The sequence below is a fragment of the Erwinia aeris genome (assembly GCF_041224955.1).
Classification (GTDB): domain Bacteria; phylum Pseudomonadota; class Gammaproteobacteria; order Enterobacterales; family Enterobacteriaceae; genus Erwinia; species Erwinia aeris.
On sequence record NZ_JBGFFX010000011.1, the window covers coordinates 137,961 to 157,221 of the forward strand.

Below are 19,261 nucleotides of genomic sequence, written 5' to 3' on the forward strand. Positions count from 1 at the left end.
CGCCACGATCACGCCTCCAGCCAGCGCTGCCAGCTGGCGTTGACCACGGATTGCTCCGCGCTGAACGCCTCCGGCGCAAGCTGGCCCGGTAAAGCCTGGAGCGCCAGCCTGTGCAGCTCGTTACGCAGCGTAACGTAAGCGTGGGTCAGCGAATGCGCCTCTTCCTCGCTCATTCTGTCGTGGCGCGCCAACAGCGCCAGGATGCGTACGTTATCCGACCAGCTCGTCAGCTCTGGCTCCGTCGCGGCATAGCGTAAGACCAGATATTGCGTAATGAATTCAATATCGGTAATGCCGCCGCGATCCGCTTTGATATCCCAACGCCCTTTTTGTCGGTTGCCCAGATGCGCGCGCATCTTCTCGCGCATTTCCCGGACTTCCGTTTTCAGCTTTTCCGGCTCGCGCGGTAAACACAGAATGCCCCGGCGGATCCCGGTAAAGCGCTGGCTTAACGCCGCGTCGCCAAAAACGATGCGCGCCCGTACCAGCGCCTGATGTTCCCAGGTCCAGGCTTCATGACGCTGGTAATCGTCAAAAGCCGCGAAGGTGCTGACCAGCATGCCCGCCGCGCCGGAAGGACGCAGCCTGGCGTCCACCTCGTATAAAATGCCGGACGACGTGCGGGTGCTGAACAGGTGCATGATGCGCTGCGCAAGCCGCAGATAAAACTGGCGGCCATCAATGCTGCGCTCGCCGTCCGTCACCGCTTCTGCCGGACAGTCGTGCAGGAACACCAGGTCAAGATCCGAACTGTAGCCCAGCTCCCAGCCGCCCAGCTTGCCATAGCCGATGACCGCGAAGCCGCGCGCCTGCGGCTCGTTAAGGTGCGAAGGCCGCCCGTAGCGCTGCACCATCATCTGCCAGGCCTGCTGCACCACCTGCTCCACAATGGCCTCCGCCAGCCAGGTAAGATGATCGCTGACCTTCATAACCGGCAGCGTGCCCGCAATATCGGCCGCGGCAATGCGCAAATGCTGCGCCTGCTTGAACTGACGCAGCGCTTCCAGCTGCTGCTCTTCGTCCTCTTCCGGGATGCGCAACAGATACTGCCGCAGCTCGTCGCGATAGGCATCCGTGGCCGTGGGCTGGTAAAGCGTGGCGGGATCCAGCAGCTCGTCCAGCAGCAGCGGATAGCGCGCCAGCTGATCGGCCACCATTGGCGAGGCCGCACAGAGCCGGATCAGATGCTTAAGCGCGCCCGGATATTCCGTCAGCAGCTCCAGGTAGGTAGTGCGCGTCACTATGCCCAGCAGCAGCGGCGTCAGACGACCGAGCGTGACGTCGGCATCTTCACGCGGGCAAACCTCGGCCAGCAGGCCCGGCATCAGCAGATCCAGCGCCTGGCGACCGCGCGGGCCAATGGTGCGTTTATCCACGTCCTGGCGAAAATCGCCGATCGCGCGCAGCAGCCGCTGCTGCGCTTCGGCGGTAAGATGAGGCACCAGCGCCGCCAGCTCCGGTTCCTCCAGGCGATCCTGCCACAGAATGCCATAGTCGTCCGTGTCTTTGCTGTCGCCCGCCTCCGGCGCGTCATCACCGATTAGCTCGTCGAAAATAGCGCGTACGACGGCCATATGCTGTTCCAGCTGGCCGTACATCTCCGCCCAGCCCGTGGTGCCCATCGCCCACGCCAGCCGCGCACGATTAAGATCGTCCGAGGGCAGCGTTTGCGTCTGTTCGTCATTGATGCTTTGCAGCAGATTCTCCAGGCGGCGTAAAAACAGGTACGCTTCCTGTAGCCGTAGCGCCTGCTCTGCGGGCAGCAGATGCAGATCGCTGATGGCCTGAAGCGTGGGTAAAAAGGCCCGCAGCTGTAGCGAGCGCTCACGTCCGCCACGGATCAGCTGAAAAACCTGCACGATAAATTCCGTTTCGCGGATGCCGCCCGCGCCCAGCTTGATATTGTCTTTCAGCCCGCGCCGACGCACTTCTCTGGCAATCATGCTTTTCATATTGCGCAGCGACTGGATCACGCTGAAATCGATATAGCGGCGATAGACAAAGGGCCGCAGCATCTGCTCCAGCTCCTGGCTCCAGCGATCGTCCGCGCCGCCCATCAGCCGCGCTTTCACCATCGCGTAGCGCTCCCAGTCGCGTCCCTGCTCCTGATAGTAATCCTCCAGCGCGGCAAAGCTCAGCACCAGCGGGCCGCTGTCGCCAAAAGGACGCAGGCGCATATCTACCCGATAAACGAAGCCGTCGATGGTCGGCTGATCGAGCACTTTGATCAGCCGCTGGCCCAGACGAGTAAAAAACTGCGCGTTATCCAGCTCGCGGCGCCCGCCCTGGGTGACGCCGTTTTCCGGCCAGGTAAAGATTAAATCGATATCCGAAGAGAAGTTCAGCTCGCCACCGCCGAGCTTGCCCATCCCCAGGATCAGCAGCGGCTGCGGTTCGCCCTGCGCGTTAACCGGCGTGCCCAGCTCGCGGCAGCAGGCCTGCCACAGCCAGTCGCGCGCCGCCACGATCAGCGTTTCCGCCAGCACGCTCAGCTGCCGTAACGTTGCCTGCGTGCTGCTGAGCGACAGCGCCTGCATCCAGGCGATACGCGTCAGCATATGGCGACGAAACAGGCGTAGCTCGCGCATAAGCGCGGCTTCGTCCGCGACCTGCGCCATTTCTTCCGCCAGCCAGTCGGCATAATGTCGCCACTCTTCCGGCTCCGGCGCCCTTTGCTGCAGTTCCTGCTGCCATTCAGGATAGCGCGTCAGGTTTTCGCTGATGAAATCGCTGAAGGCCATAGCGGCACGCAGCGCGGGATCGTCAGCGGTAACCGGTAGCGCGGCAAGCAGCGGCGGCAGAGGCGGTAAAGTTAAAGGCGACATAGGTAACTCCCTGTGAGGGCGGTCGAAATCAGGCGCCGCCGTTTTTCCAGAAAACCGACTGCTTCAGCGCCTGATGGCGATACGACTCCAGCCAGGCTTCCTGATGCGTTTTAATCGCGTGGGCCAGCTGTTCCCATGCGCCCAGCCAGGCCGCCACGGCGGTTTCGTCATAGGCGCCGGCCAGCAGACGCGCGGCGAGCAGTTGACGCTGCAAACGGGTCAGCTTGTCCTGATATTCATTGGTCTGACGCACGTGGGCAAACGTCTCTTTCAGATCGGCCGAGACGCGGCCCAGCATGATGTCGCAGAAGCGCTTGAAGGAGCCTTGCAGCTTGCTGTCGGTTTTGCTGTCGATAAACGGACGCCAGCCTTCGCTGGCTATCCAGTTAGTAAGCGCCAACTGGGTTTGTAGCCAGAGCGGCGTAAAGCAGAGCGACGGCTGCGGCTTTTGCTCCGCCAGCGCCTCTTCCAGCTCGTTCAGCTTTTGGCGCAGTTCGCTGCTGGCCTTACGCGGCACCAGCGTGCCGAACAGAGCAAAAGCCTGACGCAGCGTTTCCAGCGCTTCGTTGATGCCACGCAGCGCAGACGGGGTGCCGCGCAGCCACAGCTCTTCATGATACTGCCACTGACTTAGCGCCAGCGTAAAAGCGCCCAGCATCCCCTCTTCAACCGTGGCTTTCGGCTTCACTTTCAGGATCGGCAACGGGCGCAGCTCGCGCTGGCTCTGACGCTGCGCCAGGCCGTAACCGCGCGCGGCTTTGCTCAGGCTGCCCAAACGCAGTCCGCCCATGTCCGCCAGTTCAGCCGCAAAAGCCATCAGGTCGGCACGCTCGCCGGTTTTCAGCTCCAGCTCGATTTCGTTCAGCGGCTCGCTTAGCTCGCCCGCCTGCACTTCGCCGTGGTCAAAAGCCACTTCAATCTCGCTGTTCAGGTAAGTAACCACCCACTTTTCCCGTACGAAGTGGGTGCTGAACAGCGGCTGCAGCTGCGCCTGTAACGCCGCTACATCACAGTCCTGCGGCCAGATTTCCGCCGGCAGCTGCGCGATGGCCAGCTCGGGCTTTTCCAACGCTACATTGTATTCCGGGCGCTGATGCAGACCACCGACGGTTTTCCCCGCCGTTTTCAGCGTCATTTCATAGCTGTCGCCGAAGCCGCGAATACGCAGCCCCATATCCCAGCGGCGCAGCTGGCGATCCGGCGTTTCAAAATAGATGTTGGTCAGTTTCTGCGGCGCGCTGTGCACGTTTGGCCAGGCAGCGAGACGAGCCGGCAGCTTTTCGGCGCCTTCAGGCGTGGTAATGAACTTTAATTCAATTTCTATGGTCATATTTTCTTAATCAGATTAGCGGCACGGTCAACAAAGGCCAGATTATACCTTGCGGCCTCGGCTTTTATGCAGTGCGAAGTCGAAAACCGCGGGTAACGGGCAAGCCAGAGATGACGAAAAGAGTAATGCACAATCGCCCTGGTTGTCCCGCTTTTCCTGGCGCTTTGCGCGTCAGGTCGAGTCCAGGATAGTTCTCATTCAGCTTTATGCGAGCCATCTCCAGACTGTGCCATTACTTTTTTTTCCGCACTCACAAAAAAGATACCGAATGAAAAAAACGCATTTACTTGGCCTCACTTTACTGACTTTCAGCGTTGCCGCCTCGCTTCATGCCGAAGAGAAGCGCTATATTTCAGACGAACTTTCCACCTGGGTACGCAGCGGCCCCAGCGACAGCTACCGCCTGACGGGCACGCTGAACGCGGGGGAAGAAGTAGCGCTGGTACAGACCAACAATGATACGCATTATGCCCAGATCCGGGATGCTAACGGCCGGACGTCATGGATCCCGCTGGCGCAGCTGAGTCAGCAGCCAAGCCTACGCACTCGCGTTCCACAGCTGGAACAGCAGGTAAAGGATTTGACCGATAAGCTGGCCAATATCGACGGCAGCTGGAATCAGCGCACGGCGGAAATGCAGAAGAAAGTCGCGGGCAGTGATGACGTGATCAACGGCCTGAAAGCGGAAAATCAGAAACTGAAAAACGAGCTAATCGTGGCGCAGAAAAAAGTCAGCGCCGCTAACGTGCAGCTTGATGACAAGCAGCGCACCATCATTATGCAGTGGTTTATGTATGGCGGCGGCGTAGCCGGTGTCGGTCTCCTGCTGGGCCTGCTTTTGCCGCATATGATCCCCAGCCGCAAGAAAAAAGATCGCTGGATGAGCTGACGCTTTTTCGGGCATCTTTCGGTGCCCTTCTCCTCTTTTTGTCCACCGGCCAGGCGCTTCACAACGGTAGGAGAGCTTCTACACTTCACGTATGATGCCAGAAAAATTTAGTTCGGGAGCCTGTAGTGAAGAGTTATCTTGTCGGTGGCGCGGTACGCGATGCCCTGTTAAATTTGCCGGTCAAAGACAAAGATTGGGTGGTGGTAGGCGCTTCGCCTGCCGAGATGCTGGCGCTCGGCTTTCAGCAGGTCGGCCGTGATTTTCCCGTGTTCCTGCATCCTGACACGCAGCAGGAATACGCGCTGGCGCGCACCGAGCGCAAAAACGGCAGCGGCTATACCGGTTTTGTCTGCTATGCCGCGCCAGACGTGACGCTGGAGCAGGATTTGCAGCGCCGCGATCTGACTATTAACGCCATCGCTCAGGATGACGAGGGCCGCTATTACGATCCCTACAATGGCCGTGCCGATATCGAACAGCGTCAGCTACGCCATGTTTCCGCCGCCTTTAACGAAGATCCGCTGCGCGTGCTGCGCGTGGCGCGCTTTGCCGCGCGTTTTGCTCACCTTGGTTTCGTGATTGCCGGGGAAACGCTGGCGTTGATGCGCTCGATGGCGGAAAGCGGCGAACTGAGCGCGCTGACGCCCGAGCGCGTCTGGAAAGAGACCGAAAAGGCGCTGGAAACCCGCACGCCTCAGGTCTATTTTCAGGTGCTGCGCGACTGCGGCGCCCTCGCCGTGCTTTTTCCCGAGCTGGACAATCTTTACGGCGTGCCGGCACCGGCCAAATGGCATCCGGAAATCGATACCGGCGTGCATACGCTGATGACGCTGGCGATTGCCGCTGAGCTGAGCGATGAAGTAGACGTGCGTTTCGCCACGCTGTTTCATGACGTCGGCAAAGCGCTGACGCCGCCGGAAAAATGGCCGAGCCATCATGGTCACGGCCCGGCGGGCGTGCCGCTGGTGGAGCAGCTTTGCCAGCGCCTGCGCGTGCCGAACGCCATTCGCGATCTGGCGCTGCTGGTGACGGAATTTCACGATTTAGTGCATACCGTCGAGCGGCAAAGTCCGGAAACGCTGGTCGCCCTCTTCGATCGCATTGACGCCTGGCGCAAGCCCCATCGCGTGGAGCAAATTGCGCTGACCAGCGAAGCGGACGCGCGCGGCCGCACCGGATTTGAGAACAATGCTTACCCGCAGGGCGACTATCTGCGCAAGGCGTTTGAGATTGTGCAGAACGTGTCGACCAAAGACGTGGTCGCGGCGGGTTACAAAGGCGTGGAGGTCAGGGAAGAGCTAACGCGAAGGCGTATTGCCGCGCTGGCAGCCTGGCGGGCAGAGCCGCTTTAAAAAGAAGCCGGACAAACGTCCGGCTTTTTTTGACTAGACGAAAATCATGTAGACCGCAGCGGCCACAATAAAGCGGTAGATAGCGAAAGGAACGAAGGAGATACGCTGGATCAGCTTCAGGAAGACCTTGATAGCAATCAGCGCCACCACGAAGGCCGTGAGGAAACCTACGGCGAACATCGGCATATCGGCCATCGTCAGGAAGCCCAGGCTCTTATACAGATCCAGCACCGTCGCGCCCATCATCATCGGCACAGCCAGAAGGAATGAGAACTCGGAGGCCGCATAACGACTCACGCCCATCAGCATGCCGCCGGAAATGGTCGCGCCGGAGCGAGAAAAGCCCGGCCACAGCGCCAGACACTGGAAACAGCCAATCATAAAGGCCTGACGGTAAGTCATATCGTCAATCCCTACGGCTTTAGGCTGTTTGGGTTTGAGATATTCCGCCGCCAGCAGCAGAACGCCGCCGACAACCAGCGCGTACATCACGTTAATGGGATTGAAAAGCGTTTTAATTTTATCGTGAAAAATCAGGCCAATCACCACGGCCGGCACCATACCCAGCAGGATGTGGATCAGCGTCAGATGCCCTTTGCCTGTGCCTTCGTGCGGCACTTTGCCAAAGTGGATGCCAATCAGGCCAAACAGACGACGCCAGAACATCACTACCACCGCCAGGATCGATCCCAGCTGAATAACTACTTCAAACGTATCGGCTTTATCACCTTCAAAGCCCAACAGATGACCGACAATGATCATGTGCCCGGTGGAAGAGACGGGGAGAAACTCCGTTAACCCCTCAACAATCCCAAGGATTGCTGCCACCCATAGCTGATGAATATCTGCCATCAAATCTACCCCTATCCGTATCAAAGCCATTAAAAAGGCGGTCGCTGTACGCCACCGCCAAAATTGTGCCCGCAGAAAGGCGGGCCAATCCTCAGACAGCCCATAATGTGGTTTGGTTTCATCGTGATGGCAATCACATTGCGCTTATTTCGGAATAGTCCCTCGTTCGATGATTACGCCAACCTGAAGCGCCTGCGCTACCGCGCCCGGCTTGCTCAGTTTGATCCGCACCCACGGCGACCCGAAACGCGTCAGCAGCAGGGTGGCAACCTCTTCTGCCACGCGCTCGACCAGCGCGAAGCGGCCGCCTGCGACATGGTTAATAATCGCTTCGGAAACGTCCGCATAGCTCAGGCAGTCGTTGACGTCGTCGCTGGCCGCCGCGACGCGGTTATCCCAGGCCATTTCGACATCGAACACCAGCTTCTGCGAAATCGTCTGTTCCCAGTCGTAAACACCAATAGTCGTGATAACCGACAGCTGTTCAATAAATACAATATCCATGATGCGAGTCTCTGTTTTTGCGGTTGCCGGATACCACTTCCGACGGATTATGCGTATTATCCACGGATGACGAGAACAAAACGACCCCCTGAAGACGGAACGGTGTTATGAGCATATTCGCGCCCGGTATGATTATTTTCGCGTATCTGTGCGGTTCTATTTCCAGCGCAATCCTGGTATGCCGACTGTTCAGATTACCCGACCCGCGACAGAATGGATCCGGCAATCCCGGTGCCACTAACGTGTTGCGTCTCGGCGGTAAAGCGCCTGCGCTGCTCGTCCTGCTGTTTGATATCCTGAAAGGTATGCTGCCGGTCTGGCTGGCTTATCATTTCGGGCTTTCGCCCTTCTGGCTTGGCCTGATCGCTATCGCGGCCTGTCTGGGTCATATCTATCCGATCTTTTTCCAGTTTAAAGGCGGTAAAGGCGTGGCGACGGCGTTTGGCGCCATCGCGCCGATCGGCTGGGATCTCACCGGCCTGATGACCGGCACCTGGCTGCTGACCGTTCTGCTGAGCGGCTATTCGTCGTTAGGCGCCATTATCAGCGCGCTGATCGCGCCGTTTTATGTCTGGTGGTTTAAACCGCAGCTGACTTTTCCGGTAGCGATGCTTTCCTGTCTGGTGCTGTTGCGCCATCACGACAATATCCAGCGCCTTTGGCGCGGCCAGGAAACTAAAATCTGGAAGAAAAAGCGCAAATAAATTCATGTAATATCCTGTTAATTCTAAAAAAACAGGTTTACGGCCTTCGCGTTAATCTAATAAAATTATTAACCCGCACATAAGATGCGGGTTTATTTTTTATTACAAGGAAACGTGATGAAAGAATTAACACAGCATGAAGTGATGCAGGTCAGCGGCGCTGGCTATATTCAGGAAGCGCTGAGCAGCATAGGTAGCTATGTCGGCAACGGCCTGTACGGTCTGGTCGCTAATACAGGCGTGGAGCTGCCGCTAATCGGTAAGGTCAGCATAGGCTCTTTCTATCCCGATTTGGGCAAAGATATCGGTTCAACGTTGGGTAGTCAGGCTGGCGGTATGATCGAAAGCCTTATCGCCGGTATTCCGCTGATCGGCGGCTGGCTGAATGGCCTGCTGGGCAACTAACAGGCCGTGCGCCATTGCCGTAAGCAATGGCGCTTTAATGTCAGTCGCTTTGCAGCGGTGACAGTTCTGCAAGCTATGCCGCTTTAACGTCACTCGGTTTGCAGCAGCGACAGTTCCGCAAACAACGCCGAGTCAATGTCAGTCGCTTTGCAGCGGTGACAGTTCTGCAAGCGGCCAGCGCGGACGGACGCTAACGCTCAGATCGCTGCTTGTCCCGCCTTTGAGCCTGACCATACCCGCGTAGGCGATCATCGCGCCGTTATCGGTGCAGAACTCCGGCCTGGCGTAAAACACCTCTCCGCCCCGCGCTCGCATCACGTCGGCCATTCTTGCCCGTAGCGTACGGTTAGCGCTGACGCCGCCTGCAATCACCAGCCGCGTAAAGCCGGTTTGCTCCAGCGCGCGTTTGCATTTGATGATCAGCGTATCGACAACGGCATCTTCAAAGGCACGAGCCACGTCCGCGCGCGTCTGATCGTCACCGGCGTTTTCACGAATGGTATTCGCTGCGAATGTTTTCAAACCGGAAAAGCTGAAATCCAGCCCAGGCCTGTCGGTCATAGGACGCGGAAAGATAAAGCGCTTTTCCACGCCCTGCTGCGCCATTTTCGACAGCATCGGCCCGCCCGGATAGTCCAGACCCAGCAGCTTGGCCGTTTTATCGAAGGCTTCGCCGGCCGCATCATCCACGGATTCGCCAAGCAGCTGGTATTCACCGATGCCGGTGACGCTAATCAGCTGCGTATGACCGCCGGAAACCAGCAGCGCGACAAAGGGAAACGCAGGCGGATTGTCTTCCAGCATCGGCGCCAGCAAATGCCCTTCCATGTGGTGTACCGGCACCGCCGGCACGTTCCAGGCAAAAGCCAGCGAACGACCGATGGTGGCCCCGACCAGCAGCGCGCCAACAAGGCCAGGCCCTGCGGTATAGGCTACGGCATCTATATCTTGCGCCTGCAGGCCCGCCTCTTTTAGGGCAGCCTGAATTAAAGGCACGGTTTTACGCACGTGATCGCGCGAAGCCAGTTCCGGCACCACGCCGCCGTAGTCGGCGTGCAGTTTGACCTGGCTGTAAAGTTGGTTAGCGAGCAATCCGGCATTATCGTCGTAAATCGCGATACCGGTTTCATCGCAGGAAGTTTCTATTCCGAGCACACGCATGGCATTTACCTCATTCTTGCGGCGCGCAGTGTAACATGAAGCCGCTTCGCGCTGCGGCAAATTTCCGCGTTATCCACCGATCGCCATGATCGATAAGAGGAAAATTTCATCGCCTCGCCTCTTCGAGTGCGGTATAATCCTTGCCCTGAAAAAACCGGCAGCCGCACAGGCGCATCTGTTGGTGAGACATTATGCTATGGTGCTTTACAACGCAGCCTGTGTTGGAGTAAAATTCCGCACCATTTTGAAACAAGCTGGCACTGACGTCAGCAACAAAACCGAATTTATCGAGGTGAGAGTTACATGCCGGTAATTAAAGTACGTGAAAACGAGCCATTTGACGTAGCACTGCGTCGCTTCAAGCGTTCTTGCGAGAAAGCAGGCGTTCTGGCTGAAGTTCGTCGTCGTGAGTTTTATGAAAAACCTACTACCGAACGTAAGCGCGCTAAAGCTTCTGCTGTGAAACGCCACGCGAAGAAACTGGCTCGCGAAAACGCACGCCGCACTCGTCTGTACTAATTATTGAGGGCTTGCCCTCAGGCTTCACAGACCAGTAGTAGTATACAAGGCCGTGCTTTCCGAAAGGAATGCGCGGCTTGTTCTCGTTTATGAGCTGATAGGCCTATGGCTGGACGAATTCCACGCGTATTTATCAATGACTTGCTGGCTCGCACGGACATCGTGGATCTTATCGATGCGCGCGTAAAGCTAAAGAAGCAGGGCAAGAACTATCACGCGTGCTGTCCCTTTCATAACGAAAAGACGCCCTCTTTTACCGTCAACGGTGAAAAACAGTTTTACCACTGCTTCGGCTGCGGCGCGCACGGCAACGCGATCGATTTCTTAATGAATTACGATCGGCTGGAGTTCGTCGAAAGCATTGAAGAACTGGCAACGCTTTACGGCCTCGAAGTGCCGTATGAGAGCGGTTCCGGCCCCAGTCAGTTAGAGCGTCATCAGCGCCAGAGTCTTTATCAGCTGATGGGCAGCCTGAATGATTTCTACCAGCAGTCGCTTACGCAGAACCAGGCGGCTGGCGCGCGCGATTATCTTACCAAACGCGGTCTTAGCGACGATGTTATCCGGCATTTTTCGATTGGCTTTGCGCCTGCGGGTTGGGATAACGCGCTAAAACGTTTTGGTCGCAGCCAGGAAGACCGCCAGTCTCTGAGCGATGCCGGTATGCTGGTCACCAACGATCAGGGACGCAGCTACGATCGTTTTCGTGAACGCATTATGTTTCCTATCCACGATAAGCGTGGACGTGTTATCGGGTTTGGCGGCCGCGTTGTCGGCGATGCACTCCCTAAATACCTTAACTCGCCGGAAACCGAAATATTCCATAAAGGCCGCCAGCTGTACGGCCTGTATGAAGCGCAAAAGAAACATCCAGAACCCGCTAAGCTTCTGGTGGTGGAAGGCTACATGGACGTGGTGGCGCTGGCGCAGTTCGGCATTGATTATGCCGTTGCATCGCTCGGCACTTCCACTACGCCCGAGCATATCCAACTGCTTTTTCGCACGACCGATACGGTAATTTGCTGCTACGACGGCGACAGAGCGGGTCGGGAAGCAGCATGGCGTGCGCTGGAAACCGCATTGCCTTACATGAATGACGGACGTCAGCTACGCTTTATGTTTCTGCCGGACGGCGAAGATCCCGATACGCTGGTGCGGAAAGAGGGAAAAGACGCGTTCGAGGCGCGGATGGAGCAGGCGATGCCGCTCTCCGCTTTCCTGTTCGATACGCTGATGCCGCAGGTTGATCTGCGTTCCCCGGACGGCAGAGCCCAGCTGAGTACGCTGGCGCTGCCGCTGATTAGCCAGGTACCAGGGGAAACGCTGCGTATCTATCTGCGTCAGGAACTGGGCAACAAGTTGGGCATTCTGGACGATAGCCAGCTGGAAAAACTGCTGCCAAAACAAAGCGAAGGCGCGAAGTTGCCCCAGCAGCCCCAGCTAAAACGCACAACCATGCGTATACTGATTGGATTGCTGATCCAGAATCCGGCGCTGGCGACGATGGTTCCTTCGTTGGAAGGGCTGAATAATTCGGAGCTTCCCGGGTTCCCGCTATTCGTAGAGTTAGTGAGTACTTGCGTAGCGCATCCTGGCCTGACGACGGGCCAGTTACTGGAACTTTATCGCGGCACAAAATTTAGCCAAAGCCTTGAAACGCTGGCAACATGGAACCACATGATAGTTGAGGATGAAGTGGAAACCATGTTCAAGGACTCGCTGGCCAGCATGTATGATGCGGCGCTGGAGCGCAGGCTGGAAGAGTTAATTGCGCGCGACCGCACGCACGGCCTGAATGCCGAAGAGCGTCGTGAATTTTGGACGCTCAGCCAGGCCCTGAAAAAACAGTAACAAACGAATTAACAGCGGCGATGGAAACATGATGAAGCGCATATCGTCGCAGCCGGTTTAAACGCTATCAGCAATAGACCGGCAGGAAAAAAGCTTCTGTCAGCATATCCGCGGCTTAAGTGCCGACTATCCGCCAGGTTGAGCCTGGCAGCCGCCACGATGGGCAGCGGCAATAAACCAACGCCCTCACTGTTATTGTTGGCTGCTTAAACTTAGCCGACCAACACCAATCTAATTTAACAGAAGTGTGGATACCGTCTTATGGAGCAAAACCCGCAGTCACAGCTGAAGCTGCTTGTCACCCGTGGTAAGGAGCAAGGCTATCTGACCTATGCCGAGGTCAATGACCATCTGCCGGAAGATATCGTCGACTCCGATCAGATCGAAGACATCATCCAGATGATCAACGACATGGGCATACAGGTTGTGGAAGAAGCGCCTGATGCCGACGATCTGATGCTGAATGAAAACAGCAGCGATACGGACGAAGATGCTGCCGAAGCGGCTGCTCAGGTACTCTCCAGCGTTGAATCTGAAATCGGGCGGACTACCGATCCGGTCCGTATGTACATGCGCGAAATGGGCACCGTCGAACTGCTGACGCGCGAAGGCGAAATCGACATCGCCAAGCGTATCGAAGACGGCATCAACCAGGTGCAGTGTTCCGTTGCCGAATACCCGGAGGCTATCACCTACCTGCTGGAGCAGTACGATCGCGTCGAGGCTGGCGAAGCTCGTCTTTCCGATATGATCACCGGCTTTGTCGATCCGAACGCGGCAGAAGAGATTGCGCCTACGGCAACGCATGTAGGTTCTGAACTCTCTGAAGAAGAGCGCGACGACGACGAAGACGAAGACGAAGAGTCCGACGACGACACCGCTGACGATGACAACAGCATCGACCCGGAACTGGCGCGTGAGAAATTCACCGAGCTGCGCACGCAGTACGAGAAAACGCGTACGGTGATCAAGGCCAAAGGCCGCAGCCATGCCGACGCCGTCAGCGAGATCCAAAACCTGTCCGACGTCTTTAAACAGTTCCGCCTGGTGCCGAAGCAGTTTGACTACCTGGTGAACAACATGCGTACCATGATGGATCGCGTCCGTACTCAGGAACGCCTCATCATGAAACTGTGTGTTGAAATCTGTAAGATGCCGAAAAAGAACTTCATCACGCTGTTCACCGGCAATGAAACCAGCGAAACCTGGTTCAACGCCGCGCTGGCAATGAACAAACCGTGGTCCGAGAAGCTCAAGGACGTGTCGGAAGACGTTCAGCGCAGCCTGATGAAGCTGGCGCAGATTGAAGAAGAGACCGGCCTGACGATTGAACAGGTAAAAGATATCAACCGCCGGATGTCCATCGGCGAAGCGAAAGCGCGTCGTGCGAAAAAAGAGATGGTTGAGGCTAACCTGCGTCTGGTTATCTCTATTGCTAAAAAGTACACCAACCGCGGCCTGCAGTTCCTGGATTTGATCCAGGAAGGCAACATCGGCCTGATGAAGGCCGTAGATAAGTTTGAATATCGCCGTGGCTATAAGTTTTCGACCTATGCTACCTGGTGGATCCGTCAGGCTATCACCCGCTCTATCGCTGACCAGGCGCGCACCATCCGTATCCCGGTGCATATGATTGAGACTATCAACAAGCTCAACCGTATCTCCCGCCAGATGCTGCAGGAAATGGGCCGCGAACCTACGCCGGAAGAGCTGGCCGAGCGGATGCTGATGCCGGAAGATAAAATCCGCAAGGTGCTGAAGATCGCCAAAGAGCCAATCTCCATGGAGACGCCGATCGGTGATGATGAAGATTCGCATCTGGGCGATTTTATCGAAGACACTACGCTGGAGCTGCCGCTGGACTCCGCCACCTCCGAGAGCCTGCGTTCAGCGACTCACGACGTGCTGGCCGGCCTGACGGCGCGTGAAGCGAAAGTGCTGCGTATGCGTTTTGGTATCGATATGAACACCGACCATACGCTGGAAGAAGTCGGCAAGCAGTTTGACGTTACCCGTGAGCGTATTCGTCAGATTGAAGCCAAGGCGCTGCGTAAGCTGCGTCATCCAAGCCGCTCCGAAGTACTGCGCAGCTTCCTGGACGATTAATCCAGCCTGTGTGACAAGAAGCCCCGGCCCAGGCCGGGGCTTTTTTCTATCTGAAGAAGGGTGCTCAAGGATCCTCCCAACAATGCGCCGGCAGACGTCCTGTCCACCGGCGATTTGCCCTACCCTGCGGTGTTGCAGGCTAAGCTGGCCACAACCTCTGTACCTCCCTGCTTAACGTGCAGCTCGCAGAGCGAGCCGCGCGTGATCCAGATAACGGCTATTACCGTTACACAAACCACTATTAAACAGAGCGCGAACAATTTTTGCGCCATCCCAGGCCTCCTTTTCCATTGCTTTACAGCGGGTAAAAGGCTACCTTTACATTGTGGGATGTAGAAAGTAGCCTCACTTTGACTGACGTCGGGTGGGGCTTTTCTCTTTCCGTCCCGGCTGCCCGGAACAAAAAGATCCTGAGCACCCGTCGCGCAGTGTAGCGCGCTTTATCTCCCTCCGCTGGCGCAATTTACTAAACCTGATACTGGATCTGATTTTCCTGCAACAAGCGTGAAAACGGCAGGGCCTAAGGCCGTCTACCGTGGTGATCGTACCAGGGAATATGTAGCGGATTGAATGAAGGCGTTTTTAAGGTGCCTTAAGAAGGGTGCTCAAGGATCCTCCCAACAATGCGCCGGCAGACGTCCTGTCCGCCGGCGGTTTGCCCTACCCTGCGGCGTTGCAGGCTAAGCTGGCCACAACCTCTGTACCTCCCTGCTTAACGTGCAGCTCGCAGAGCGAGCCGCGGGTGATCCAGATAACGGCTATCACCGTTACACAGACCACTATTAAACAGAGCGCGAACAATTTTTGCGCCATCCCAGGCCTCCTTTTCCATTGCTTTACAGCGGGTAAAAGGCTACCTTTACACTGTTGGATGTAGAAAGTAGCCTCACTTTGACTGACGTCGGGTGGGGCTTTTCTCTTTCTGTCCCGGCTGCCCGGAACAAAAAGATCCTGAGCACCCGTCGCGCAGTGTAACGCCCTTCCTCTCCCCGCGCTGATGCAATTTACTAAAGCTGACGCTGGCTCTGATTTTCCTGCAACGCCGATGTAAATCGTCTCAACGAGCAGCTAAAGCCATTACCAATTCTTTATAGGCCGCCACCAGCTCCTCTTGCGAAGCACGGTTCAGCCCGCTGGGATTGGGTAGCACCCAGACTTCCGTTTCACCCAGCTTATGCGGCTGCCTGCCCCATGCCACCTTACCGACACCGAAAGCCTGCTTATAGGCCTGCTTGCCTAATACCGCCAGCGCCTCGGGCTGATAGCGCATGATCTTATCGACTAACAGTTTGCCGCCTTCGCGTAGCTCCGTAGCAGAAAGCTCCGTAGCCTCACGGGTGGGCCTTTCCACCAGCATGGTGATACCGCAGCGCGTGGTCAGCAGCAGCTTTTCCTCTTCCGGCTTTAGCTGACGCTTGGTGAAACCCGCCTGCCAGATGGTTTTCCAGAAGCGGTTTCCGGGATGCGCAAAATGAAACCCGGTATGCGCAGAAGATTTCCCCGGGTTAATGCCGCAAAAAATCACGCTAAGGTCGGGCGCAAGAATATCGTTGATGCCATGTATCTCGGCTTCCATACGTTTTCTCCTGTCGTTCAGGGAAGAGTAAAATAGCTCAGCGCTTCACAGCCTCTTCCTGCTGACAAAGCGGCAATCACTTTCAGGGCGGCCGCCCTGCGTGTCTTCATCTTCGTGATCAATAGCTTTAAAGGTAGCTTACGGCGCCATGGCGCTTTTGCTTTGGCGCTCGAAAGCATCGCGCAGCCAGTGTACGAATCCGCTTACGGCCCGTGGGACCTGAGCAGCCCAGGGACGGACGACGTAAAGATGTTCGGCAAAAGCGCCCGGCGTTCGCCACTGCGGCAAAACCTCGACCAGTCTTCCGTCGGCAAGGGCACCCTGCGCGCTGAAATCAGGCAGCAGCGCGATGCCCAATCCTTCCAGCGCGGCATCCCTTATCGATTCGCTATTATTGGTCGCGAAGGGGCCGCTGACATTAACCACGACTTTTTCGCTGCTGTTTTCCCGGCAAAAAGTCCACTGCGGCGTTTCCGTGCCGCGCGGATAGTAGAGGCACTGATGTTCGCTTAGCGCCTGCGGCGTTTGCGGCTGGCCGTACTGGCGCAGATAAACCGGTGATGCCACAACCAGCGCGCGCGTGGCGCATAGCGGTAGCGCTACATGCGTATCGGGCAGCGTATCGCTGTGGCGAATGGCAAGATCGAACCCTTCACTGGCCAGAGAAACCAGCCGATCGGACACTTCCAGCTGTACACGAACCTGGGGATGTTCTTTCAGGAAAGCGGTGATATGCGGCACCAGCTGCTGCCGGGCAAAAGCGACCGGCGCGGTTACGCGGATCAATCCCCGCAGCGGCCCGGCCGAATCGCGCACACTGAAAAAACTCTGTTCTATCTGAGCGAAAGGCGCACGCAGCTCCTCAACCAGTTTTTCGCCCGCGCTGGTCAGCCGCAGGGTACGGGTGGTTCTGGTTACCAATGGCACGCCCGCCTGCTGCTCCAGCTCTTTGATTTTCTGGCTCATGGCGGCCTTGCTGACTTCCAGCCTTTCGGCCGCGCGGGTAAAGCTGCCCTGCTCAGCCAGCACGGTCAGCCAGTGAAGATGTAGCCATAACGCATCGGTTTTTATAGCCATCGTCATTGTTCACTATAATAAATAATCATTTCAACTATAGCGCTTTTTCCCGCGCGCTAATGTCCCTAAAGTAACTTCTGCCGCTCAGGTGCCATTACACTATATTTTAAGGGGAAAACCATGCCATTACTGCAATTTGACGTCATTCAGGGTCGCTCGGAATCGGAACTGAAAACGCTGCTGGATGCCGCGCACCGCGCCGTGCTGGCCGCTTTTAAAGTACCGGCGCGCGATCGCTACCAGATTGTTCACGAAAACAAGCCTTATCAGATGGTGTTTGAGGATACCGGCCTGGGGCTGACGCGCACCGATAACCTGGTGATGGTACGGGTGTTTACCAGTCCACGCAGCGATGAGCAGAAGCAATTTTTTATGGCGGAACTGTGTCGTGAACTACAAGAAAGCTGCGGTATTTCACCGGCCGACGTGATGATCAGCTTTATCACTAACAGCAAGGGCGACTGGAGCTTCGGTAACGGCGTGGCGCAGTATATGACAGGCGAGCTTTGAGGCGTGGGCCGTGAAACAATCCCCGGCCGAAGCCGGGGAAAGCGAGCATCAGAAGTCGTAACGCAGACGCACCAGGTTCATATCGCCCAGGTTATCGCTGCTTGAGGTAAAGACGTGTTCATAATCCACGCGGAAACCGTAGTCGAGCTGGAAGGTGATCCCCACGCCGTTATCGATACGCTGATAGTCGCGATCGTTAACGTATTCCAGACGGTCGCCCATCACATACGGCATAAAGGTTTTCAGGCCGTAGTTGCCAACCGGGATGGTGTAGCCCGCGAGGTACTCAATACCCCACGCATCGCCAGCAAAGTAGTTATCCACGCCTTTTTTCTTGCTCAGCAGATAGTTCTGGTAATAGCCGCCGCCAAGCGAGAAGGTCCAGCTGTCTGGCTTCCAGCTAAGGGAAGTCCCGTAAATGTTCTGGTTCCAGGTTTTATCGTCGCCGGTGCCCGGATTACGCATATCAGCACGGGTATAGTTCCACGCCGCGCCCCAGGTCAGCTCTTTGCTCAGATGGTAATCCACGCCCAGCGAGCCGCCGCCCTGACGCTTGTAGCGCAGGCCATCACCCGGCAAATATTCGTTATCAGCAAACAGATAAGAAGCCAGCACGTCCGCATTACCGAAGGTGTTTTTATACTTCAGCATTTTGCGTGAACGGTAAGAACCGTCGTAGTCGCCGTTGATGCCGTTGCCCGGCGCCTGCGCCAGCATGTCGTAGTCCCAGATATCGGTTTTCGCGCCGACCACATCGTAATACACGCTGTTCTGCTGACCGAAGGTCAGTTTACCCCAGGTCTTGCTCTGGAAACCGGTGTAAAGCATACGGCGGCTGGTGTCATGCGCTTTGGCCGCATAATGGTTGCCCCAGTCGAACAGCGCCGGAATATTTACGCCCAGCTCGTAATACCCCACCCAGCTGACATCGTCAAATAGGTAGTAATCGGCCAGGAAACGGAAACGAGTGCCGCCATCAAAGCCGTTACGCTTATAGGCATTTTTACCGTCGTCGCCGGTCAGGTTATTGAACTGGGGACGGATACTGCCGCCAACGGTGAAATTCAGACGGCTCAGCGGATCGCCCGCCTGCGGATCCTGTTTGATCAACGTTACTTCAGCGTTTGCGGCAAAAGACGCTCCGCCCATCACCAGCGCCAGGCCGACAGCCTGACTTAACACGCGCATTTTTGTTAACATTATGTAGCCCTGTAAAGCATTGCTAAAAAAAGAGAGAACGAAAAAGCAAAAAAACGTCACATAAAGCCGATTTTGCGCGCGATTATAGGGATTAAGCGCGGCAGTACAGCGGATAAAAAAGGCTTTTGTAAAATCTCTTATCTATTTTTGTTTTAGAATTGCTAAAAGCGCCTGCCAATAAACGCCCGAGGCGACACGTTTCTTATTCCCTGTCCACGTTGTGCCCCTGTTTCCCGATAACGCTGGAGAGCCTGACCAGGTTTTCGGCAGCGAAGGCCTTAATCTTTAATTAATTTATTTTTAGCTCTGACGATTTGCCAGCGTCCCTGAGCCTCGTTAAACGCGAAGTTAAACAGAACCTCAACGAAAGTTTATCCCCGTGACGGCGGTCATTTTTCTC

At 56.4% G+C, this 19,261-nt stretch carries 18 protein-coding genes; 8 read left to right on the forward strand and 10 right to left on the reverse strand.

Features of this window, described 5'->3' with window-relative positions; translation table 11 throughout:
• Positions 1–8: 8 nt before the first annotated feature.
• Both glnE and AB6T85_RS17440 read right to left on the reverse strand, forming a co-directional pair.
• A complete protein-coding gene (glnE, locus tag AB6T85_RS17435) occupies positions 9–2,825 on the reverse strand; it encodes a bifunctional [glutamate--ammonia ligase]-adenylyl-L-tyrosine phosphorylase/[glutamate--ammonia-ligase] adenylyltransferase (RefSeq protein WP_369896269.1) in 2,817 nt (938 codons plus the stop codon).
• Positions 2,826–2,853: 28 nt separating this feature from the next.
• Positions 2,854–4,155 (reverse strand): CYTH domain-containing protein, encoded by a 1,302-nt coding sequence (locus tag AB6T85_RS17440; RefSeq protein WP_369896270.1) that lies wholly within the window; start codon positions 4,153–4,155, stop codon positions 2,854–2,856.
• 268 nt (positions 4,156–4,423) lie between these two features.
• On the opposite strand from AB6T85_RS17440, the gene AB6T85_RS17445 reads away from it, so the two are divergent.
• The gene (locus AB6T85_RS17445; protein ID WP_253458197.1) at positions 4,424–5,044 is read left to right on the forward strand and encodes a TIGR04211 family SH3 domain-containing protein; all 621 of its coding nucleotides are present in this window, start codon (positions 4,424–4,426) and stop codon (positions 5,042–5,044) included.
• 125 nt (positions 5,045–5,169) lie between these two features.
• Positions 5,170–6,396, forward strand: coding sequence for a multifunctional CCA addition/repair protein (locus AB6T85_RS17450; protein WP_253458195.1), 1,227 nt, complete (start codon positions 5,170–5,172; stop codon positions 6,394–6,396).
• Between the two features lie 33 nt (positions 6,397–6,429).
• Here AB6T85_RS17450 and bacA read toward each other — a convergent pair whose 3' ends face one another.
• Both bacA and folB read right to left on the reverse strand, forming a co-directional pair.
• Positions 6,430–7,248 (reverse strand): undecaprenyl-diphosphate phosphatase, encoded by an 819-nt coding sequence (gene bacA, locus AB6T85_RS17455; protein WP_125287192.1) that lies wholly within the window; start codon positions 7,246–7,248, stop codon positions 6,430–6,432.
• A gap of 144 nt (positions 7,249–7,392) precedes the next feature.
• Complete coding sequence (gene folB, locus AB6T85_RS17460) at positions 7,393–7,752, reverse strand: bifunctional dihydroneopterin aldolase/7,8-dihydroneopterin epimerase (RefSeq protein ID WP_253458192.1); 360 nt, start codon at positions 7,750–7,752, stop codon at positions 7,393–7,395.
• 107 nt (positions 7,753–7,859) lie between these two features.
• On the opposite strand from folB, the gene plsY reads away from it, so the two are divergent.
• Positions 7,860–8,456, forward strand: coding sequence for a glycerol-3-phosphate 1-O-acyltransferase PlsY (gene plsY, locus AB6T85_RS17465; RefSeq protein ID WP_253458189.1), 597 nt, complete (start codon positions 7,860–7,862; stop codon positions 8,454–8,456).
• A gap of 117 nt (positions 8,457–8,573) precedes the next feature.
• The gene (locus AB6T85_RS17470) at positions 8,574–8,861 is read left to right on the forward strand and encodes a hypothetical protein (protein ID WP_253458186.1); all 288 of its coding nucleotides are present in this window, start codon (positions 8,574–8,576) and stop codon (positions 8,859–8,861) included.
• 138 nt (positions 8,862–8,999) lie between these two features.
• On the opposite strand, the gene tsaD is transcribed toward AB6T85_RS17470, so the two are convergent.
• On the reverse strand, positions 9,000–10,022 hold the full coding sequence (gene tsaD / locus AB6T85_RS17475) for a tRNA (adenosine(37)-N6)-threonylcarbamoyltransferase complex transferase subunit TsaD (RefSeq protein ID WP_253458183.1): 1,023 nt from the start codon (positions 10,020–10,022) through the stop codon (positions 9,000–9,002).
• A 303-nt stretch (positions 10,023–10,325) separates the two neighbouring features.
• Here tsaD and rpsU point away from each other — a divergent pair, with 303 nt between their 5' ends.
• From rpsU to rpoD, 3 genes are all read left to right on the forward strand, one after another.
• On the forward strand, positions 10,326–10,541 hold the full coding sequence (rpsU, locus tag AB6T85_RS17480; protein ID WP_001144069.1) for a 30S ribosomal protein S21: 216 nt from the start codon (positions 10,326–10,328) through the stop codon (positions 10,539–10,541).
• 105 nt (positions 10,542–10,646) lie between these two features.
• Positions 10,647–12,392: a DNA primase gene (gene dnaG / locus AB6T85_RS17485; protein WP_253458182.1), complete on the forward strand. Its 1,746-nt coding sequence runs from the start codon at positions 10,647–10,649 to the stop codon at positions 12,390–12,392.
• A 261-nt stretch (positions 12,393–12,653) separates the two neighbouring features.
• On the forward strand, positions 12,654–14,498 hold the full coding sequence (gene rpoD, locus AB6T85_RS17490) for an RNA polymerase sigma factor RpoD (RefSeq protein ID WP_125287187.1): 1,845 nt from the start codon (positions 12,654–12,656) through the stop codon (positions 14,496–14,498).
• 119 nt (positions 14,499–14,617) lie between these two features.
• Here rpoD and AB6T85_RS17495 read toward each other — a convergent pair whose 3' ends face one another.
• From AB6T85_RS17495 to AB6T85_RS17510, 4 genes are all read right to left on the reverse strand, one after another.
• A complete protein-coding gene (locus AB6T85_RS17495) occupies positions 14,618–14,770 on the reverse strand; it encodes a Hok/Gef family protein (protein ID WP_253458180.1) in 153 nt (50 codons plus the stop codon).
• Positions 14,771–15,158: 388 nt separating this feature from the next.
• Positions 15,159–15,311 carry a Hok/Gef family protein gene (locus AB6T85_RS17500; protein ID WP_253458178.1) on the reverse strand — a complete coding sequence of 51 codons (153 nt, stop codon included), beginning with the start codon at positions 15,309–15,311 and terminating at the stop codon, positions 15,159–15,161.
• Between the two features lie 244 nt (positions 15,312–15,555).
• Positions 15,556–16,074 carry a G/U mismatch-specific DNA glycosylase gene (mug, locus tag AB6T85_RS17505; RefSeq protein ID WP_253458175.1) on the reverse strand — a complete coding sequence of 173 codons (519 nt, stop codon included), beginning with the start codon at positions 16,072–16,074 and terminating at the stop codon, positions 15,556–15,558.
• A 138-nt stretch (positions 16,075–16,212) separates the two neighbouring features.
• Positions 16,213–17,151, reverse strand: a complete 939-nt coding sequence (locus AB6T85_RS17510) for a LysR substrate-binding domain-containing protein (RefSeq protein ID WP_253458172.1) — start codon at positions 17,149–17,151, stop codon at positions 16,213–16,215.
• Between the two features lie 120 nt (positions 17,152–17,271).
• On the opposite strand from AB6T85_RS17510, the gene AB6T85_RS17515 reads away from it, so the two are divergent.
• Complete coding sequence (locus tag AB6T85_RS17515) at positions 17,272–17,661, forward strand: tautomerase family protein (RefSeq protein ID WP_253458169.1); 390 nt, start codon at positions 17,272–17,274, stop codon at positions 17,659–17,661.
• A 48-nt stretch (positions 17,662–17,709) separates the two neighbouring features.
• On the opposite strand, the gene AB6T85_RS17520 is transcribed toward AB6T85_RS17515, so the two are convergent.
• Positions 17,710–18,861, reverse strand: a complete 1,152-nt coding sequence (locus AB6T85_RS17520) for a porin (RefSeq protein WP_369896271.1) — start codon at positions 18,859–18,861, stop codon at positions 17,710–17,712.
• Between the last annotated feature and the right edge of the window lie 400 nt (positions 18,862–19,261).

What these genes read in the sequence shown, in the direction of transcription:
- glnE (WP_369896269.1), bottom strand. Translation starts at nt 2,825, where the DNA reads ATGTCGCCTTTAACTTTACCGCCTCTGCCGCCGCTGCTTGCCGCGCTA.
- AB6T85_RS17440 (WP_369896270.1), bottom strand. Translation starts at nt 4,155, where the DNA reads ATGACCATAGAAATTGAATTAAAGTTCATTACCACGCCTGAAGGCGCC.
- AB6T85_RS17445 (WP_253458197.1), top strand. Translation starts at nt 4,424, where the DNA reads ATGAAAAAAACGCATTTACTTGGCCTCACTTTACTGACTTTCAGCGTT.
- bacA (WP_125287192.1), bottom strand. Translation starts at nt 7,248, where the DNA reads ATGGCAGATATTCATCAGCTATGGGTGGCAGCAATCCTTGGGATTGTT.
- folB (WP_253458192.1), bottom strand. Translation starts at nt 7,752, where the DNA reads ATGGATATTGTATTTATTGAACAGCTGTCGGTTATCACGACTATTGGT.
- plsY (WP_253458189.1), top strand. Translation starts at nt 7,860, where the DNA reads ATGAGCATATTCGCGCCCGGTATGATTATTTTCGCGTATCTGTGCGGT.
- AB6T85_RS17470 (WP_253458186.1), top strand. Translation starts at nt 8,574, where the DNA reads ATGAAAGAATTAACACAGCATGAAGTGATGCAGGTCAGCGGCGCTGGC.
- tsaD (WP_253458183.1), bottom strand. Translation starts at nt 10,022, where the DNA reads ATGCGTGTGCTCGGAATAGAAACTTCCTGCGATGAAACCGGTATCGCG.
- rpsU (WP_001144069.1), top strand. Translation starts at nt 10,326, where the DNA reads ATGCCGGTAATTAAAGTACGTGAAAACGAGCCATTTGACGTAGCACTG.
- dnaG (WP_253458182.1), top strand. Translation starts at nt 10,647, where the DNA reads ATGGCTGGACGAATTCCACGCGTATTTATCAATGACTTGCTGGCTCGC.
- rpoD (WP_125287187.1), top strand. Translation starts at nt 12,654, where the DNA reads ATGGAGCAAAACCCGCAGTCACAGCTGAAGCTGCTTGTCACCCGTGGT.
- AB6T85_RS17495 (WP_253458180.1), bottom strand. Translation starts at nt 14,770, where the DNA reads ATGGCGCAAAAATTGTTCGCGCTCTGTTTAATAGTGGTTTGTGTAACG.
- AB6T85_RS17500 (WP_253458178.1), bottom strand. Translation starts at nt 15,311, where the DNA reads ATGGCGCAAAAATTGTTCGCGCTCTGTTTAATAGTGGTCTGTGTAACG.
- mug (WP_253458175.1), bottom strand. Translation starts at nt 16,074, where the DNA reads ATGGAAGCCGAGATACATGGCATCAACGATATTCTTGCGCCCGACCTT.
- AB6T85_RS17510 (WP_253458172.1), bottom strand. Translation starts at nt 17,151, where the DNA reads ATGGCTATAAAAACCGATGCGTTATGGCTACATCTTCACTGGCTGACC.
- AB6T85_RS17515 (WP_253458169.1), top strand. Translation starts at nt 17,272, where the DNA reads ATGCCATTACTGCAATTTGACGTCATTCAGGGTCGCTCGGAATCGGAA.
- AB6T85_RS17520 (WP_369896271.1), bottom strand. Translation starts at nt 18,861, where the DNA reads ATGTTAACAAAAATGCGCGTGTTAAGTCAGGCTGTCGGCCTGGCGCTG.